At 43.9% G+C, this 16,912-nt stretch carries 13 protein-coding genes and 4 tRNA genes; 11 read left to right on the top strand and 6 right to left on the bottom strand.

All coding sequences use genetic code 11. The features are described from left to right. Positions 1-111: 111 nt before the first annotated feature. The 5 genes from AACV32_RS14900 (at position 112) to AACV32_RS14880 (ending at position 2,265) form a co-directional block, all read left to right on the top strand. Positions 112-185: transfer RNA gene (locus tag AACV32_RS14900), tRNA-Cys, on the top strand. Positions 186-187: 2 nt separating this feature from the next. After that, positions 188-263: transfer RNA gene (locus tag AACV32_RS14895), tRNA-Gly, on the top strand. An 85-nt stretch (positions 264-348) separates the two neighbouring features. Further along, positions 349-435: transfer RNA gene (locus AACV32_RS14890), tRNA-Leu, on the top strand. A 23-nt stretch (positions 436-458) separates the two neighbouring features. Beyond that, a tRNA-Gly gene (locus AACV32_RS14885) sits at positions 459-534 on the top strand. 756 nt (positions 535-1,290) lie between these two features. Next, complete coding sequence (locus tag AACV32_RS14880) at positions 1,291-2,265, top strand: carbohydrate porin (protein ID WP_017044852.1); 975 nt, start codon at positions 1,291-1,293, stop codon at positions 2,263-2,265. A gap of 84 nt (positions 2,266-2,349) precedes the next feature. On the opposite strand, the gene AACV32_RS14875 is transcribed toward AACV32_RS14880, so the two are convergent. After that, positions 2,350-2,835 (bottom strand): GNAT family N-acetyltransferase, encoded by a 486-nt coding sequence (locus AACV32_RS14875; protein ID WP_170895364.1) that lies wholly within the window; start codon positions 2,833-2,835, stop codon positions 2,350-2,352. Positions 2,836-3,051: 216 nt separating this feature from the next. Here AACV32_RS14875 and pheS point away from each other — a divergent pair, with 216 nt between their 5' ends. The 3 genes from pheS to ihfA all read left to right on the top strand — a co-directional run bounded on the left by pheS (position 3,052) and on the right by ihfA (position 7,157). Next, on the top strand, positions 3,052-4,035 hold the full coding sequence (gene pheS, locus AACV32_RS14870) for a phenylalanine--tRNA ligase subunit alpha (protein WP_017044058.1): 984 nt from the start codon (positions 3,052-3,054) through the stop codon (positions 4,033-4,035). Between the two features lie 16 nt (positions 4,036-4,051). Continuing rightward, complete coding sequence (pheT, locus tag AACV32_RS14865; protein WP_170895363.1) at positions 4,052-6,439, top strand: phenylalanine--tRNA ligase subunit beta; 2,388 nt, start codon at positions 4,052-4,054, stop codon at positions 6,437-6,439. Between the two features lie 421 nt (positions 6,440-6,860). After that, entirely contained in the window at positions 6,861-7,157 is a 297-nt protein-coding gene (ihfA, locus tag AACV32_RS14860; RefSeq protein WP_010319630.1) for an integration host factor subunit alpha, read from the top strand. Between the two features lie 68 nt (positions 7,158-7,225). Here ihfA and AACV32_RS14855 read toward each other — a convergent pair whose 3' ends face one another. Further along, positions 7,226-7,999, bottom strand: a complete 774-nt coding sequence (locus AACV32_RS14855) for a phosphoribosylglycinamide formyltransferase (protein ID WP_017044849.1) — start codon at positions 7,997-7,999, stop codon at positions 7,226-7,228. A gap of 347 nt (positions 8,000-8,346) precedes the next feature. On the opposite strand from AACV32_RS14855, the gene AACV32_RS14850 reads away from it, so the two are divergent. Both AACV32_RS14850 and AACV32_RS14845 read left to right on the top strand, forming a co-directional pair. Beyond that, a complete protein-coding gene (locus AACV32_RS14850) occupies positions 8,347-8,994 on the top strand; it encodes a thiopurine S-methyltransferase (RefSeq protein ID WP_170895362.1) in 648 nt (215 codons plus the stop codon). 121 nt (positions 8,995-9,115) lie between these two features. After that, entirely contained in the window at positions 9,116-10,414 is a 1,299-nt protein-coding gene (locus tag AACV32_RS14845; RefSeq protein WP_170895361.1) for a methyl-accepting chemotaxis protein, read from the top strand. A gap of 64 nt (positions 10,415-10,478) precedes the next feature. Here AACV32_RS14845 and purT read toward each other — a convergent pair whose 3' ends face one another. Then, positions 10,479-11,654 (bottom strand): formate-dependent phosphoribosylglycinamide formyltransferase, encoded by a 1,176-nt coding sequence (gene purT, locus AACV32_RS14840; protein WP_017047011.1) that lies wholly within the window; start codon positions 11,652-11,654, stop codon positions 10,479-10,481. 288 nt (positions 11,655-11,942) lie between these two features. Here purT and AACV32_RS14835 point away from each other — a divergent pair, with 288 nt between their 5' ends. Beyond that, entirely contained in the window at positions 11,943-14,690 is a 2,748-nt protein-coding gene (locus AACV32_RS14835; RefSeq protein WP_249339501.1) for a bifunctional diguanylate cyclase/phosphodiesterase, read from the top strand. A 58-nt stretch (positions 14,691-14,748) separates the two neighbouring features. Here the strand turns inward: AACV32_RS14835 and cdd are convergent, their stop codons facing one another. From cdd to AACV32_RS14820, 3 genes are all read right to left on the bottom strand, one after another. Further along, a complete protein-coding gene (gene cdd / locus AACV32_RS14830) occupies positions 14,749-15,636 on the bottom strand; it encodes a cytidine deaminase (RefSeq protein ID WP_017044051.1) in 888 nt (295 codons plus the stop codon). Between the two features lie 208 nt (positions 15,637-15,844). Beyond that, the gene (locus AACV32_RS14825) at positions 15,845-16,525 is read right to left on the bottom strand and encodes a CidB/LrgB family autolysis modulator (RefSeq protein ID WP_010319624.1); all 681 of its coding nucleotides are present in this window, start codon (positions 16,523-16,525) and stop codon (positions 15,845-15,847) included. Next, positions 16,525-16,857 (bottom strand): CidA/LrgA family protein, encoded by a 333-nt coding sequence (locus AACV32_RS14820; RefSeq protein WP_033197434.1) that lies wholly within the window; start codon positions 16,855-16,857, stop codon positions 16,525-16,527. The genes AACV32_RS14825 and AACV32_RS14820 overlap by 1 nt, the downstream gene beginning before the upstream one ends. Positions 16,858-16,912: the final 55 nt, after the last annotated feature.

Genomic DNA, 16,912 nt, shown 5'->3' with positions numbered 1-16,912 from the left:
AAACGATTTAAAAACTAAAAAAATAATATTGACTCATCGAATCGAATGCGTAGAATGCATCCCGTACTTGAGAGGAACGGAAGAAACAACCCAACCCCTTGATGTTACAGGGGCGCGTTGGCAGAGGGGCTATGCAGCGGATTGCAAATCCGTGGACCTCGGTTCGACTCCGGGACGCGCCTCCATTGCGACACTAGCTCAGTTGGTAGAGCGCAACCTTGCCAAGGTTGAGGTCACGAGTTCGAACCTCGTGTGTCGCTCCAAATTTTGAGGTGTTGAACTTAACGTTCAGTATCTAAAGATGGTGTTACTAAATTTTGTAAACAGCATCGCAATGTAGAATTGCGTGCCCTGGTGGTGAAATTGGTAGACACAAGGGATTTAAAATCCCTCGACTTTCGAGTCGTGCCGGTTCAAGTCCGGCCCGGGGCACCATCTTTTTACTGCTTATGCAGTATGCGACACTAGCTCAGTTGGTAGAGCGCAACCTTGCCAAGGTTGAGGTCACGAGTTCGAACCTCGTGTGTCGCTCCAAATTAAAGCCCTAGCAGAAATGCTGGGGCTTTTTCATCTCTATCTCACCAGCCAGTTCACAACCAACGATATCGTTTTAGAGCAACCTTGCCAAGGTTGAGGTCACGCTTTTAGTTCAAAAGAAAGCGAACCTCGTGTGTCGCTCCAAATTAAAGCCCTAGCAGAAATTGGGTAAATCCCCCCCCCTACGTTCACTATATTCGTTGACGGTTTCGGACGTGAAATTGAAATATTTTAAGCAACGCCATCACCATCAAACAGCAGTGCTTCAATTTATGGTCAAATCTCGCATCGTTTTTACTCTCCATCCCCAATTCTAGAATGTTAATAATTTGATAAAGCAACCTTTATCTTGAGTTGTTATTATTTTGTGATGTGAAATTTCGGCCTACTTCACATAATTTTCGTGCCAACATTTAATTTATGGTGTGAATTATTTGCAAAAGCGTGATTTATATAAACTTATCAATAACCCATTCATGGGAACGGTTCCTAATGTGACATTGATCTATTTTTACATTGATTTGGTGAATGTAAACTCCATCCCCGTCAGCAACGTTAAGGGAATACATAAGCAGTGGTTGCTGAGTAATAAAGAGATTGAGTTATTCATGATTACCAAAGTAGCGTGCTACTTCCCCCGGTGAATCTGAACTTAACTCATTAATTTTATTACCTATATCTCAGGATGAGATTCAAGGTGTCAAGCACCAACATAATGATAATGATGACCATAAGGTCGATGGAGTATAAAAAATGAATTTTGCTACCTCTGGTAAACTTTCTCTTGCCGCAATTCTAATTTCAGCCGCACTACAAGCAAACGCAGGTATCAGTGTTGAAGGTGAACAAGGTGTTTTCTCAATCGGCGGTGATGTTGAGTTCGATATCAACCTTCGTGATAAAAATGCCACTGACAAGCAAGAGCTAAATCAAGACGGTCGTCTTTTGGTTCAAATCGCTGGTGAGCGCAGTGTGAGTGGTGACCGTTATATCAAAGCACAAGCACAACCTTTACTTAAAACAACGGGTGATGTTGAGCTTGATGATGCGTGGATTGCATTTGGTCAAGCAAATAACTGGGAATTGAGAGTAGGTCGTTATGAAGCATTTGATCTATTCCCTGTTGGTCAAGATACTATGCTTGAATACGCAACAGCAGAACCGTATCGAGCGAATGCGGCTCGTGGTCGTGGCGATAACGGCCAAGTCGGTTTTAGTAAGACAGCGGATAATCTTTACTTTGAACTCTCTACCAAATTTGAGAAGAATGCGACTACAGCGGATAAAAATGCTGTGTTCGTACGCCCAGTTGTTGCGTACCAAATCGTTGACTCAGTTCGTGTTGCTGCTGGTTTAGAAGCCAATCTGACTGCAGATGATAAAGATGCTGCGAATGATTTCCTTGGTTATGGCGCGACAGTTAACTATTCTACTAACGATCTTTCTATCAACGTGAACTATGCGTTCCGTGATTTCGACAAAACTAAACAAGAAGATACGACCATCGGTGCTAACTTACTGTTTAAAGGCTTTGGTCTAGGTCATGTCTATGGTGATGTTGATAAAGGTACTAGCGAGAAGGTAAATACCACTTATGCTTCTTACCAATTTGCTAATGTGATGGATGTGGAAGATTTCTCTGTTTATCTAGGTACTTACTACTCGAAAGTAGACGACACAGAAAACAAAGATCTAGGCATGCGTATCCGTCTAAAATACTTCTTCTAAGTTTTAAAACTTAAGCATTAAATCTCAACTGCTTTTGATGCCTACCGTTCGGTAGGCATTTTTTGTATAAGCAGATGCGATGATTTACAGCTGTTTAAGCATCCACACATCGCAGCCGTTGTGCTCAGTGCCGTCCATTGGTCGATCCAAATGTATAAATCCGAGCTTTTCATATAACTGAATGGCGGATGTCATACTAGATAACGTATCCAAATAGCAAGATTGATAACCTGCATTTTGAGCAAACGATAGGCATGCTTCACTGAGCATTTTTCCTAGCCCGAAACCGCGACTTTCTGGTAATAAGAAGAGTTTTTTTAGCTCACAGATCCGTTGGCTATGATGAAAGGCTGCAATACCTGCTCCACCGACAATGATGCCGTCACGTTTGGCTACCAGATAAAGGCTGCTTCTCTCTTGCGTATTATAATGTTGACTCATGTTTTCCACTTCAGCATCAGATGGGCCAAAACCCTCACCGATGGCTCCAAATTCAGCACCTACAGATTGGATAATTTTACAAATGTCCGGATCATCTTGTGGTTTGATTGGTGTTATCGTGATGTTCATCGTTTCTTCTTAAAAATAGTCATGTTTTTATTATTGTTTGGGGGGAGGGAGGTAATATCAAGAGAGCGGCAAAAATAATGCCGTTTTTTTGTTCAAGAGCAAGCCTCAGTATCATTTCAATTTGGCTTTAGAGGTGGCTTTCGATACTATGTGCAGCTATCTGAAAAATACAAAAACATCCTATACGGACACTACCTACAGGTAGATGAGGAAACGATGCAACATCTAGAAGAGATTATTGCTAATGCGACCGCAGCGATTAATGCTGCCGATTCGCTAGTCGCACTTGATGAAGTGCGTGTTCAGTACTTGGGTAAAAAAGGTGAGTTAACCACTCAGCTACAGAGCCTAGGTAAATTGCCACCCGAAGAACGTCGCGCTGCAGGTCAAGAGATCAACGTTGCGAAAGAGACAGTGCAACACGCCATTGCTACGCGTAAAGATGCTTTGCAGCGAGCAGAGTTAGAAGCCAAACTAGCGGCTGAAACGATTGACGTTACTTTGCCTGGACGCCGCATTGAAAATGGTGGCTTACACCCAGTGACTCGCACAGTTGAACGCATTGAGCAGTTCTTTGGTGAGCTTGGTTTTCATGTTGAATCTGGCCCTGAAATTGAAGACGCCTTCCACAACTTTGATGCGTTGAATATCGCTGCCGATCACCCAGCACGTACTGATCACGATACCTTCTTCTTTAATCCAGATTTAATGTTGCGTACACACACGTCAGGTGTGCAAATTCGCACTATGGAAAATGGTCAACCGCCGTTTCGTTTTATTGCGCCGGGCCGCGTATATCGTAATGACTACGACCAAACACACACACCAATGTTCCACCAGGTTGAAGGCATGTTGGTTGATGAGCACGTCAATTTTGCTCAGCTTAAAGGTATTTTGAACGATTTCTTATGTAACTTCTTTGAAGAAGAAGTTGAAGTGCGTTTCCGTCCTTCTTATTTCCCATTTACAGAACCTTCTGCGGAAGTAGATGTGAAGGGTAAAAATGGTAAATGGCTTGAAGTTCTAGGCTGTGGCATGGTTCACCCGAACGTTTTGCGCAGTGTTGGTATTGACCCTGAAAAATATTCTGGCTTTGCATTTGGTATGGGTGTTGAGCGTTTAACGATGCTTCGTTATGGCGTCAACGACCTACGCGCGTTCTTTGAGAACGATCTGCGCTTCCTCAAACAATTCAAGTAATTCAAGGGTAAACACAATGAAATTCAGCGAATCATGGCTTCGTGAGTGGGTTAACCCTGCGGTTACGACTGACGAACTTACACATCAAATTACAATGGCAGGCTTGGAAGTCGATGACGTTCTTGCTGTCGCCGGTGAATTTACTGGCGTCAAAGTGGGTCACGTTGTGGAATGTGGTCAACATCCAGATGCCGACAAACTGCGTGTAACGAAAGTTGACGTGGGTGAGGAAGAACTGCTTGATATCGTTTGTGGTGCAGCAAACTGCCGCCAAGGCTTAAAAGTGGCGGTAGCGACTGTTGGTGCTGTACTGCCCGGCGATTTCAAGATTAAAAAAGCAAAATTACGTGGTCAACCTTCTCACGGCATGCTTTGTTCATTCAGTGAGCTAGGGATTGATGTTGAATCCGCTGGCATTATGGAGCTTGCAGAAGATGCCATCGTTGGTACTGATTTCCGCGAATTCCTAAGCTTAGATGATGTGACTATTGATGTCGATTTGACCGCGAACCGCGCAGATTGCTTTAGTATTCGTGGCCTTGCTCGTGAAGTCGGTGTATTGAACCGCATTGATGTCACTGAGCCATCGGTCATCGCTATTCCTAATTCAATTGAAGATAAAGTCTCTATTGAAGTGAAAGTACCGGCCGCTTGTCCGCGTTATCTTGGTCGCGTGGTTAAAAACATTAATGTTCAAGCCCAAACACCGCTTTGGATGCAAGAGAAGTTACGCCGTTGTGGTCTACGTTCAATTGATCCAGTGGTTGATATCACTAACTATATCTTGCTTGAACAAGGCCAACCGATGCATGCCTTTGATCTTGCCAAGATCGAAGGCGGTATTGTTGTTCGTATGGCCGAGCAGGATGAAAAACTTACGCTACTCGATGGTACAGAAGCTAAGTTGAATGTCGATACGCTGGTTGTTGCCGATCACAATAAAGCATTAGCCATTGCGGGCATTTTTGGTGGTGAAGGTTCAGGCGTTAGCTCAGAAACCCAAGATGTACTGCTTGAGTGTGCTTTCTTTGCACCAGACCATATCCGCGGTCGTGCTCGTAGCTATGGCCTACATACTGATTCATCCATGCGTTTTGAGCGCGGTGTTGACTACGCGTTGCAAGCCAGTGCGATGGAACGAGCGACTCAGCTGCTGGTTGATATTTGTGGCGGTGAAGTTGCACCTGTGGTTAGTGTTGAGTCTGAAACGGATTTACCTAAACCAAATCAAGTCACACTTCGTCGCACTAAACTGGACAGTTTGCTTGGTCATCACATTGCGGATGCTGATGTGGTTGAAATCCTAAAACGTTTAGGTATGAGTGTTGAGAGTTGCGCAGAAAGTTGGGTTGCTACCGCGCCAACGTGGCGTTTTGATATCGCGATTGAGCAAGATTTGATTGAGGAAATTGGCCGTATTTACGGTTACAACAATATCCCTAATCAAGCTCCCGTTGCAGCATTGAGCATGAATGACCACCAAGAAGCAAACTTGCCACTTAAGCGTGTTCGTCATTTGTTAGTTGACCGTGGTTACCATGAAGCGATCACCTACAGCTTCGTTGAACCAGAGCAGCAGAAACTGATTGTTCCAGATGTTGAACCACTCATTCTGCCTAATCCTATTTCTGCTGATATGTCGGCGATGCGTTTGGGCTTGATCCAAGGTTTATTAAATACCGTGGTTCATAACCAGAAACGCCAGCAGCCACGCGTTCGTTTGTTTGAATATGGTTTGCGTTTTATTCCTGATGCTTCGGCAGAGAACGGTATGCGCCAAGAACCTATGCTCGCGGGGGTAATATCCGGTACTCGTGGTGAAGAGCACTGGAACATGGACACCGCAACGGTTGATTTCTTCGATCTAAAAGGTGACTTGGAAGCCATTCTTGATTTAACCGCCAACGGCAAAGCTTACAGTTTTACTTCTGTTGCACACCCAGCGCTGCACCCTGGGCAATCGGCCGCCATCGTTGTCGATGGTGAGATTATTGGGGTGATAGGCACTGTTCATCCAGAGCTTGAGCGTAAGTTTGGCTTGAATGGCCGCACCATCGTATTTGAACTTGAATGGTCAGCTGTGAACACTCGTGTAATTCCAGAAGCTGCATCACTGTCTAAGTTCCCAGCGAACCGCCGTGATATAGCACTGGTTGTTGATGGCGCCATTGCTTCAGGTGATATTGTCGATGCATGTCGTAACGCTGGTGGTGAGCTTCTAAAAGAGGCGAAGCTGTTTGACGTTTATGTAGGCAAAGGGGTTGAAGAGGGCAAGAAGAGTTTAGCGATTGCGTTGATGCTTCAATCGACTGAACGTACTTTAGAAGAAGCCGATATTGCAAGCGCTGTTGAATCGATTGTGACTTCAGTAGCGGCACAGTTTGGTGCAGCCCTGCGCGACTAATTCAGAAAGTAGCCTAAGTATATTTGAGCAGGTTCAAGTTGGGCCTGCTTTTTTATATGCAATTTAGTGACAAGTTAGTGTTAAACAAGTCTATGATTTAACAGGTTATAAATTTTTTTATCAGAAATCGATATCCATTCAAAATAGTATGAAACTCTAAAAATGTTGGCCGTTATAATATAACTAACTAAATTGTCAGTGTTTTTTCTCAATCTTCGACGTCTAATTGTATAAATGCAGCCAGTATATGCGCTTATTTTGATGAAACTATTAATATTGTTGCGAATAAAAAAGTTGGCGAAAATCAGAAGCTTGGCATACACTTTTCAGGTAAAGCCGATATCTTATTGATTGGCTAAGCGAAAATGCTTTGGCGCTGCTTAGAAGCAGCAAGGTTTAACATAGCTTTGAGGGAAGTTTTATGGCGCTCACAAAGGCCGAATTGGCTGAAAACCTGTTTGAAAAGCTTGGATACAGTAAACGGGATGCCAAGGAAACGGTTGAAGTGTTTTTCGAAGAGATTCGCAAGGCGCTTGAAAGTGGCGAACAGGTAAAACTATCTGGTTTTGGTAATTTTGATCTACGAGACAAAAACGAGCGTCCGGGTCGAAACCCAAAAACAGGTGAGGATATTCCTATCTCCGCTCGACGTGTCGTAACGTTCCGCCCAGGGCAGAAATTAAAAGCCCGAGTCGAGAACATTAATGTCGAAAAATAGACCGAGCAATAGACCACGCTATGCGTGGTCTTTTTTCTGTTTAAAGTGAGTTAAGGGTTCTGAACGTATTAGGCTGCTTGAATATGAGTGGTGATATACGGCTGCCAGGCGTTTTGGTAGAGCTCGATAGATTGGCGACGAAACTGGTTAATTTGCGCCTTTTCAATATCATGTAACGCTCGCTTCTCTAATGCGGCGACACGTTCAAACTTCTGGATCTGTTCATAGAAACGATGCTCGGGGCCATTTTTCACATCGGCAATGGCTTTAAGATGTAATTGTACTTCTGCAATAACATTGGTTTTAGGAAGTTGAACCAGTAAGTTTAAATCACGATAGCCTGATGCGGCAGGCGATTTAAAGCGGTTCTTTACTTTTACGATGCTGGCTTCTCGGCTTAATACTTCATAAGCCTCGACTAAGCTTGGCACATCATTTGCCACAAGAGTTGTTCTGGCTAAATCTGTGATCCTATCAGCTCGTCCACCTAATTCATGTTCTATTTTACTTAATGCTCGGTCACGTGATTTCACGCCAGAAAAGTGAGCCTCTGTTGATGTCAGTAAAGCAGTACTTCTGCACAATGTTTCAAGTTCACGTTGAGCTTGGTGAGCTTTACTGTAGAGAATTTCAAAGTCGTTGTAGGGTTGCAAAGGCTGGTTGTTGGTGGACTGGATGCCATATAAACCGCTTAAACTATGCTTGAACAGTTTAGATGAGAGTTGATTTTTCGATTCACCAACTTTGGCATCACTTTCTGAATTGAACGGAACGGCTGCAAAGGCAGGGGCTCTGCTTAGTACTAAAAGCATCAGTGCCGTAGTACGTAAAAATAGGCTCATTCATTCTCCTTAACTTAGTCTAGGTAAAAGGTGAAACCAAAATAGACCTAAACACGTGATAACCAGAGTCGCTTGCTATGAGATCTTGGGCTAAACAAAGTCAACTCAATAGCTCGTGGAACAATTAATCTATAATTTTGCGCTTTATCACAGGTCTTATCTTCAGACGCCTCGCCAGGCTATCTGTTCAATTTGATGTGTTACCAAGTGTATCTAATGAGGATGAACCAAATATGAACATCTTTATCTGTCTTTGTGCTGTTTGTTTAACCCGTTGGGGATTCACTTATTAGTCAGTAGCATGTACTTTGTCTGGCTGTAGATTTTAATCGTAGAGTACGAAGATAATGAAAGATCCCGAGTTTTGGCACAAGAAATGGGCATCCAACCAAATAGGATTTCACTTAGAAGATGTGAACCCATTGTTGATCGAATATTGGCCTCAACTCTCACCTCAACGAAATGAAAGTGTATTTGTACCATTGTGCGGAAAAAGTGAAGATTTGATATGGCTCGCTTCCCAGCATGAACAGGTTCAGGGTGTAGAGCTGAGTGAAATTGCCGTTCGTTCCTTTTTTGCCGAGCATTTTTATACGCCAACGGTCACTCGTTTAAATGGAGCGCATGAACTGTATCAGTTTGATGAACTGATGATTTATACCGGAGATGTCCTTAGTGCGCCGCTAAAAGCGGTTGAGCTTATCTACGACCGAGCGGCGTTAGTTGCGCTGCCCCCTGAAATGCGAAAGGAGTACGTTACTCGCTTGCTTTCACTCTTAAAAGAGGGCGGAAGGGTGCTGCTTGTGACGCTGGATTACGTTCAAAGTGAAATGATGGGCCCTCCATTCTGTGTCGCCAAAAATGAAGTTGAGTCGTTATTCACTGACTGCAAAGTGACGTGTCTGTTTCGTGACGATGCTGATGAAAATCACCCTAAGATCAGTCAACGAGGATTGAGCCGTTTTGCTGAAGTCGTGTGGTTAATTGAGAAGTAACAGACTATGCTTAAATCGTTTATTTATACATCTTATACAACAATAAATAGGTAGGTTTTAGGCGTTTGATGAGAGCAAGCCATTACGTCTATATCAGCCGCTCTAATACTAAGGAAAAACTATGGGTTTGTTTAGTCGGAAGCCAAACAGCAATCAACAGTCTAAAAAGAGCAGTGATGAACTGGTGGTTGATTCAATAAAACGCACGATGGCTTATATTGAGTTTGATCCACAAGGACATATTCTGACTGCCAGCTCCTCATTCTTACAAGTGTTGGGTTATTCATTATCGGAAGTGGTGGGCCAGCATCATCGAATGTTCTGTGAAAGTGAATTTGTTAATGCGCCTCAATATAGTCAACTTTGGCAAAATTTAGCGCAAGGTAAAACTCATGCGGGTACGTTTTGCCGTTTAACTAAAAGCCATAATAAAGTGTGGATTGAAGCTACGTACATCCCAGTAAAAGATGAGCAAGGAAAAGTGGTTAAGGTGGTGAAGATTGCCAGTGATGTAACTGCTGCAAAAGAGAAATTGGATAGACAAGTGGCCGTATTTGAAGCTGTCGATAAGTCAATGGCTGTGATTTCTTTCACTCCCGATGGGACGGTTGTAGACGCGAATCCAAACTTTCTGTCCTGTGTTGGGTACAAATTGCAAGAAATCGTTGGTAAACACCACCGATTATTTTGTGATGATGAATTTTATAAAAAGAACCCAAATTTTTGGGCGTCGCTCGCCAGTGGTCATTTTAAAACGGGATTATTTAAACGTTTTACAAAACATGGTGATGAAATTTGGTTAGAAGCGACTTATAACCCCATCTTTAACGAAAAGCATAAAGTGATTGGTGTGACTAAGTTTGCAACCGATGTCACGCAACGAGTACAACAAGCTCGGGCGATTAAAGATGCAGCAGAAGTGGCGCATCACACCTCACAAGAAACGGTACATATTGCTCAACTCGGGACGGGAACGCTAGCCGAAGCCGCTTCCATTGCTAAAGAGATTGATAACGCGATTACTAAGGCGAATACATCGATGATGCAACTGGCCAACCAGTCGCAGCAAATCACCAAAATTGTAACCACCATTACAGGCATAGCAGAACAGACTAATTTGCTGGCGCTCAATGCCGCTATCGAGGCTGCACGTGCCGGGGAGTATGGCCGGGGTTTTGCGGTGGTTGCTGATGAGGTGCGCTCATTAGCCTCCAATACCACCAAAGCGACCGATGAAATTGGTAATATTGTTAAGCTCAATAGCGAACTGACCAACAGTTCTACCTCTATGATGGGGGCAATTCAAGGCCAAGTCACGGCATGTAACAGCAAACTAGAAGAGACGCAAAAGCTGATTGATGAAATGAGAAAAGCCGCGGACAGTGTGGTTGGTACAGTCAGTGAACTGATTAAAGAGTAAGGCTCTGCAGCGAGTATTGTTGGTGAAGAAAATGAAAGCGAGCCTAGTGGCTCGCTTTGCGTTTTTACAGAATCACTTGCACGCTTTTGGCACATTGAATTGCGTTGTGCAAAGCCTGTTTGAGTTCTTTATCTTTCGCCAGAGCAACCCCAAGCCGACGGCGTCCATCAATGTCTGGTTTACCAAACAGACGAAGTTGAGTGTGTGGGATAGACAGTGCTTCATTTATTCCATCAAATCTAAGGTTAGTGGAGGTGCCTTGACCTAAAATAACCGCAGATGCCGATGGCCCATATTGGGTAATACTGTTGATTGGCATACCCGTGAACGCGCGCACGTGTAGCGCAAATTCAGACAGCTCTTGCGAAATAAGGGTGACCATTCCCGTATCATGTGGGCGAGGGGATACTTCATTGAAGATAACATTATCGCCTTTTACAAACAGTTCAACCCCAAATAAGCCGTAACCACCGAGTGCATTAACCACTTGTTCTGCTACATATTCAGCGGCTTTAATTGCGTTAGCCGACATCACTTGTGGTTGCCATGATTCGCGATAATCCCCTTCCTCTTGTCGATGGCCAATGGGAGCGCAGAAATGGACACCATCCACTGCTCGAATCGTCAAGAGAGTAATTTCGTAGTCGAAATCGATAAAGCCTTCGACGATCACTCTCCCAGCTCCACTGCGGCCACCTTCTTGAGCGTATGCCCAAGCGCGGCTAATATCCTCTTGCGTCTTAATCACACTTTGGCCTTTACCTGATGAACTCATCACAGGCTTAACTACGCAAGGCATACCGACATGCTCAATCGCCAGTACAAAATCATTATAGTCATCAGCAAACTGATAAGGAGAGGTAGGTAAGGCAAGAGTTTCTGCGGCTAAACGGCGAATGCCTTCACGGTTCATCGTCAATTGAGTGGCCGTTGCAGTGGGGACAACGTTTAAGCCTTGCGCTTCCAGTTCAACCAGCTTATGAGTGGCAATTGCTTCAATTTCTGGCACCACGTAGTCTGGTTTTTCGAGTTCGATAATGGCTTGTAGCGCATCGCCATCGAGCATATCCAATACGTGGCTACGATGCGCCACCTGCATTGCTGGAGCGTTGGCGTAGCGATCACAGGCAATCACTTCTAAACCAAGGCGTTGGCATTCAATTGCCACCTCTTTGCCCAATTCTCCGGAACCAAGCAGTAAAACGCGGGTGGCATTTTCACGTGTAGCAGTACCAAACATAGTGAATCCTTACATTCAAGCAATAGGTAATAGCGAAAACAGCCAAAATCATACTAAAATTAAGAATAAAAGCAAACGTTTGCCTTTGTGATGAGAGATGAGTGATTTCCTGTTCGTTCTGCCGATAGAGTGGTTTGTGTAATACGCAGTAAACGAACTCATATCTGTACAAAATTAAGGCTGAAATAGCAATTAATGTGCAGTAAACAGCATTCGAGAAACTGCGTTAAGAATATGAAGTAATTTCAGTCTAAAGTTTATGTGAGATTGACTAAGAAAAAGACACCTATGGCTATGAAAACTTTCTTACGTTTGCGTTTTATTACTCTACACACGAAAACTGCTCTGTTGTTTTCTGTCGGGTTGGTTGGGATCATTCTTAGCAGCTTATTTATTACTCGCCACTTTTTTTTATATAGTTTGAATGAACTTGAATCAATTGAGATTCATCGAGATAGCAATCAAGCTCAGTCGGTCATTCAAGATCTTTTAGTACAGCAAGAAAAGCGTTCTTATGATTGGGCTTATTGGGATGAAACTTATCAGTTGCTGTTGAATGGCGACACTCAATTTGCTGAGCGCAACTTGTATCCTGATTCCCTCGATACTTTAGGTTTAGACGTCTTGGCTTTCATCACCGAATCTTCGCAATTGGTTGAATACTTATGTCGGGATATTGAGCCTGGCACAAACTGTTCGTTAGTGGAACAGTTGATACGCTCACAAGGTGTGAGCGACCATTTAATTCAGATGCATCATACACTTGATGAGGATAAAACCAGCCGCTCTGGCCTCATCCGTGTGGAAAATAGTGTATGGGTGGTGAGCCTAACTCCGGTGCGTAACAGTGAAGGTACGGCTGGTGTTGTGGGGTGGATGCTATGGGGACAGCACTTAACCCGCCGTTTCCCTTCTCAGTATCAGAACCTACTAACCGCTAAAAATGATATTGTAGTTACCGATGCTCCTGTGATTTTACCTGTTAGTCATAATCAAGAAGGTATTGAAAGAGATCAAAATAATATCACGCATTACACCTTACTCAGTGATATGACAGGGCAACCTATTGGCTATCTAAAAACCTGTGCTCAGCGGCTTTACTATCAAAAAGGGAACGAAACTTTTTATTATTTGATTTTGACGATCATCATTGCGGCCGGCTTTGTCGCCGTGGCTACTTTTGCTCTGTTTCGCAGCAAGGTAGCCAAACGGTTTGAGAATTTTGAGCGTGGGATCAATCAGCTGATTGAAGAGAGTGCATTCTCTTCACAATCGAGTGATAAACAAGATGAGTTTGAACGAATTACCGAACTTGTCCGTTCACTTGCTGCCTCATCCTCCTTGGCGGAAGATAGGCTTAAAGAGACGTTACAGAAATTTGATGCACTCTATCAAAGCCAAAATCTCGGAATGTTGCTGGTGGTTGATCGCTTCATTGTCGATGTGAATCAAGCCTTGTTGGATATGCTTTCTTATTCTAGAGATGAGTTGGTTGGAAAGGTTTTAGATGAGTTTTGTATTATACAAAATGATGTAGTGTGCAGCAGTGAATTACTCTACCAAAATATAGAACAAGGGATGCGTGAATTTGAGGGACATGTTGTTACAAAGGGTCAGCAGCGTTTAGAGTGTCTTATCGAAGCTACATTGATAGAACAACGTGGGCATCGCTCTATCATGCTATCGATTACTGATATCAGCGAGCAAAAGCAGCAAGAGCAGCTTATTTACGACCTTACCCATTGTGACCCAGTGTCAGGTTTACTTAATCGTCCAACGATGATGAGCCAAGTCCAGCCTTTGATTGACAATCCGACCGAATGTGGTGGGTTTTCCGTGCTCTACCTACGGGTTAAAAGACTAAAAGAAATTTCAGAAGTGTACGGACATAGTGCTTACGATATGGCCGTTAAACATTTTTCGGCTACGCTTAGAAACCGTTTCAACACGTCCATAATGGGACGAATTAGTGAATATGAATTTATGGTGTGTGAGTTGGGTAACGGGGGAACCTCTTTTTTGATTCACAGAGGCACTAAGCTTATCGATAGTTACAAGAGGAAGACTGACATTGGCGGCTTGGAACTCGATTTGAGAGTGGAAGGTGCTGTGATTGATTCACAATTGGCTATCGATTCTTTTGAAACTTTGGTTCAAAGTGGTTTTTATGCCATTCAACAAACAGAGAAAGCTGGAGCCAGCCTGGTTGTTTCAGTGACACAAGAATTGTTTGTTCATGCCCAGAAGTCGTTAGCGATCAATCGAGATCTCATCTCAGCTGTGAAAGATGGCCATATTATTGCTTACTATCAGCCGATTGTTCGTGCAGACAGTGCCGAAATCATTGGCTTTGAAGCTCTTGCTCGCTGGGAACACCCTCAACTTGGTATGGTTTCGCCAGCCGTATTTATCCCTTTGGTTGAGCAACGTAAAGTGATCATTGAATTGGGAGAGCAGATACTAGGCCAAGCTTGCCAATTTATTAACGAATTGCAAACGCAGTCGCAATTTTCGTTGGGTAAACGGCTAAGTATTCACGTCAATCTTTCTAGCCCGCATTTCTACAGTAAAAAATTGGTCGGGTACTTATCAGTATTGATTGAAAAATATCAAATTGAACCGGGACAATTAGTGCTCGAATTGACGGAAAGTATGTTGTTGGGGGCTGAAGAAGAGACGATCAAACGCATGGATGCGATAAAAAAACTCGGTATACAGTTGGCGCTTGATGATTTTGGTACGGGGTATTCCTCGTTTAGTACATTGTGTGATTTTCCATTAGATATAGTGAAGTTAGACCAGTCTTATATTTCCACATTGGAATCCAATGACAAAGCCAAAACCTTGGTGCGCAGTATTATCAATATGTCGCAAGAGCTAGGCTTAACTACCGTGGCTGAAGGGGTTGAAACTGCTTCGCAACTGCGCAAACTCAAAGTCTGGAATATTGATGAGATCCAAGGCTTCTATTTTTACAAGCCGATGAGTAAACAAGAGGTGTTCGATAATTTGTTGGGCGGAAAGGATATGCGGTAAAACCTGCGCCATCAAAAGGCAAAAATCCCCATGCGCTGGGGATTTTTCACTAGAGCGCCTAAACCACAAGATAGGAAAGAGGAATGTCTGGGCTAATTACTTCCAAGGTGGCTTGAGTATCGGCTAAATGGCTAATACTGCCATCAGACATCTCAACTAATGCGGCTGCGACAATATTATCAAAGCGTTGGCCATCCATCATTAACTGAACAAGAGCCACTTGCAGTGGTGGTAAGCTTGGGTTGAATGCGGCATTTTCAGCATACGCACCGACGTAGGTTTTACCATTCTCAATTTGCAGGGCAACACCACTGAGATTGTTGGTATAGGGTGCGTAACTGCGGTTTAGGCCATTAAGAGCTAAGCCAATGAGTGGGTCATCTTCGGTAGTTGTTTTGCCGTGGTTAGCGTCTGCCATTAGACCAGAATCAACACCTAAATCGGCAGGACCAAATGATTCTGGTAGGTACTCTTGCAGTGACTTCTCATCACGCTGTGGTAGCTGAATGGCAAGCGAGTCTGCGGTCGTAAGCTCATTCATAAACTGACGGCAGTGCCCACAAGGGCTGAAGTTGATGGTAATGTCAGCAACGCCTTGTTCACCTTTCATCCACGCATGGCTGATGGCACACTGCTCGGCGTGTACGGTTTGTCCTAACTGTGCACCGGAAAACTCCATATTCGCACCAAAGTACAAACGGCCCGATAAACCTCTGACGATGGCTCCCACGTAAAAGTTTGAAAGCGGTACATAAGCATAGGCGGCCGCAAAAGGCAGCAGTGCAACGCGCAATTCCGCATCGTCTAAGCCAGAAAGAGAAAGCAGTTGGTTGAACTGTTCTGGTGATAGGGTTGCGTCAAAATCGTCTGATAGCAGAATAGACGACAAAAATTCTGCAACGGGTTTTGGCGTATCCGCTAGCGCCTGTTCAATACGGCTTTTCATAATGAGTCCTTATCTATGTATTGAGGAATATTCTAGGCGAAGAATGAAATTTTACTGAGATTTAAATCACGTAATTTAATGTAACGTAATTTTGGTTTTCACATTTAGAGTGAGGTCACACATGAAATCGATTACAGTCAGCCTTAAAGTGAGACACGTCTACAATCAAAACCCATGAGTAGACGTATCTTTGATTTCTGTTGGCACTCTATAGCGTGGACAACCACATTGAAAAAGCAAAAAAACTTGGAGCAAGTATCGATGTGATTACGCCGCACACGACTAATGCAAGTGAACTAAATGCTGCGTCACGTGGATCTTTTTCAGCGCAGGTTGCTGTGCCCAGCGCATGAGATACGGTGCCCATGGTTAAGCCTTTAGCAATGGGATGCGTGATGTTGAGAAGGTTATAGATAGGGTAGGCGAGAATCGCGCCAAACAGCCCTACAATGACCACTAAAACGGCGGCAATGGCTGGCTCCCCACCGAGGTTACTGGAAACTTCCATCGCAATCGGTGTGGTAACTGATTTACCCAGTAGGCTGGCGATTAAATGTATATCCGTTTGAAGATAAACAGCAATTAAGCTGGCTGTGAGCATTGACATAGCACTGCCCACCCCGCAGGCGAGGGCAATGATGCGCCAATTTGAGCGGATCTGAGGCAGTTGTTCATAGAGAGGATAAGCCAGCGCCACCACGGCCGGTTGCAACAGAAAGCTAAGCCACTGGTTATCAGCATAGTAACTGGCATAAGGGATGTTAAAAAATAGCAAGATAGGAATGATGATCACAAGGCTGAGCAGTAACGGATTCATTATGGCCGTTTTGCATTTTTTGCTGATCCAACGTGTCAGGAAAAAGACCGCAATCGTGAGCAATAACCACATCACTTATTCCCCTTTTTCAAAAAACGATCCAGCCCTAAACCCAGACAAACTAATACGATCAGCGTACCGCCCACCGCGCTGGCAAGAATCGGGATGGCGTTACTCATCAATAAATCAAAATGCTCGATTAATCCGACACTGATAGGGACAAATAAAATGACCATATAACGGATAAAAAGACTGGCACTGGGTTTTACCCATTCGACAGGCACGAGCCCACTTGCCAATAAACTAAACAGAATTAGCATTCCGATAATACTGCCCGGAATGGTGATGCCAAGCCAATGTTGAAGATTGATACCTGCCATCAGGCAAAGGAAAATCAGCCCCATAGAGACCAAATATTTTGCAATGGTATTCACAATAAAAGTCGGTGCCTTGTTGTGC

Origin of the sequence: Vibrio sp. B7, from assembly GCF_963888765.1 — a bacterium.
Classification (GTDB): Bacteria; Pseudomonadota; Gammaproteobacteria; order Enterobacterales; family Vibrionaceae; genus Vibrio; species Vibrio anguillarum.
This window is presented reverse-complemented; position numbering and strand designations above follow the sequence as displayed.